Here is a 2,045-nt window from a genome sequence, read left to right on the forward strand (position 1 = left end):
GCTTCTCGCCGTACTCGCTCATGTCGATGCGCACCATGGCCCGCTCGTCGTCGAAGAGGAAGTCGGCCAGCGCCTTGGCCAGCTCGGTCTTGCCGACGCCGGTGGGACCCAGGAACAAAAACGCCCCGGTGGGCCGGTTGGGGTCGGCGACCCCGGCGCGGCTGCGCCGTACCGCATCGGACACCGCTTGCACGGCCTTCTTCTGGCCGACAACACGCTTAGCCAGCTCGTCTTCCATCCGCAGCAGCTTGGCGGTCTCGCCCTCCAGCAACCGCCCGGCCGGGATTCCGGTCCACGCACTCACCACGTCGGCGATGTCGTCGGGACCCACCTCCTCCTTGAGCATGACGTCCTCACGGGCCTGCGCGGTCGGCAACGCGGCGTCGAGTTTCTTCTCCACCTCGGGGATGCGCCCGTAGCGCAGCTCGGCGGCCTTGGCCAAATCGCCGTCGCGTTCGGCACGCTCGGATTCCCCGCGCAGCGTCTCCAGCTGCTCCTTGAGTTCGCGGACGACGTCGATGGCGTTCTTCTCGTTCTGCCAGCGGCTGGTGAGGTGGGCCAGTTCTTCCTTCTTATCGGCCAGCTCGGCGCGCAGCTTCTCCAGCCGCCCCTTGGAAGCGGCGTCTTCTTCCTTAACCAGCGCCATCTCCTCGATCTCCAGCCGGCGCACCAGCCGTTCGACCTCGTCGATCTCCACCGGGCGCGAGTCGATCTCCATCCGCAGCCGCGACGCAGCCTCGTCGACTAAGTCGATGGCCTTGTCCGGCAGGAACCGGGCAGTGATGTAACGGTCGCTCAAGGTCGCCGCCGCGACCAGCGCCGAATCGGTGATCCGCACCCCATGGTGCACCTCGTAGCGGTCCTTCAGCCCACGCAGGATACCGATGGTGTCCTGCACCGACGGCTCGCCGACGAAGACCTGCTGGAAACGCCGCTCCAGCGCGGCGTCCTTCTCGATGTGCTTGCGGTACTCGTCGAGCGTGGTAGCCCCGACCAGCCGCAGCTCGCCGCGGGCCAGCATCGGCTTGATCATGTTGCCGGCGTCCAGGGAAGACTCAGCGCCCGAGGCGCCGGCGCCGACGATGGTGTGCAGCTCGTCGATGAACGTGATGATCTGTCCGGCAGAGTTCTTGATGTCGTCGAGCACGGCCTTGAGCCGCTCCTCGAACTCGCCGCGGTACTTCGAACCGGCCACCATCGAGCCCAGGTCCAGGGAGATGACGGTCTTGTCGCGCAGGCTCTCCGGCACGTCACCGGCGACGATGCGCTGGGCCAGGCCCTCCACGATCGCCGTCTTGCCGACGCCGGGCTCACCGATCAACACCGGATTGTTCTTGGTGCGCCGGGAGAGGACCTGCACCACCCGCCGAATCTCGGTGTCCCGCCCGATGACCGGATCCAACTTGCCTTCGCGGGCCTCGGCGGTCAGGTCGGTGGAGTACTTCTCCAGCGCCTGGTAGGTGGCCTCGGGGTCGGGGCTGGTAACCCGGGCGCTGCCGCGCACCTTCACGAAAGCCTCCCGCAGCGCCTGCGGGGAGGCGCCGTGGCCGGTGAGCAGCTTGGCGACGTCGGAGTCACCGGTCGCCAGCCCGACCATCAGGTGCTCGGTGGAGACGTACTCGTCGTCGAGCTCACTGGCCAGCTGCTGGGCGGTGGTGATCGCGCCCAGCGACTCGCGGGACAGCTGCGGCTGCGCGCTGGCGCCGGTGGCCTGGGGAAGCCGTTCCAGTAGGCGCTGCGCCTCGCTTCGGATGGTTGCCGGATCGACGCCGACCGCCTCGCACAGCGGCGCCGCGATCCCGTCGTTCTGGGTCAACAGGGCCATCAATAGGTGCGCAGGTCGGATCTCAGGGTTCCCGGCGGCAGAAGCCGCCTGCAGTGCGGCGGTCAGCGCGGCCTGGGTCTTGGTGGTGGGGTTGAAAGAGTCCACGACACCTCCGTTCAGGGTCAGAAGGGGTTGTCAAAAATGCTCGTCGCGTTGTCCAACGCCGTCAAGGTTGAGTCTGTTCCGCTCACGTTTAACGTCGCGACAAGCCTCCCACTAC

General features: G+C 67.3%; 1 protein-coding gene. It reads right to left on the bottom strand.

Annotated elements, in window-relative coordinates:
- The coding region (locus AC2VON_RS11725; protein WP_486953119.1) for an ATP-dependent Clp protease ATP-binding subunit at positions 1-1,930 on the bottom strand (1,930 nt) is incomplete at its 3' end.
- Positions 1,931-2,045: the final 115 nt, after the last annotated feature.

The sequence above is a fragment of the Mycobacterium sp. TH-M82 genome, from assembly GCF_057473605.1.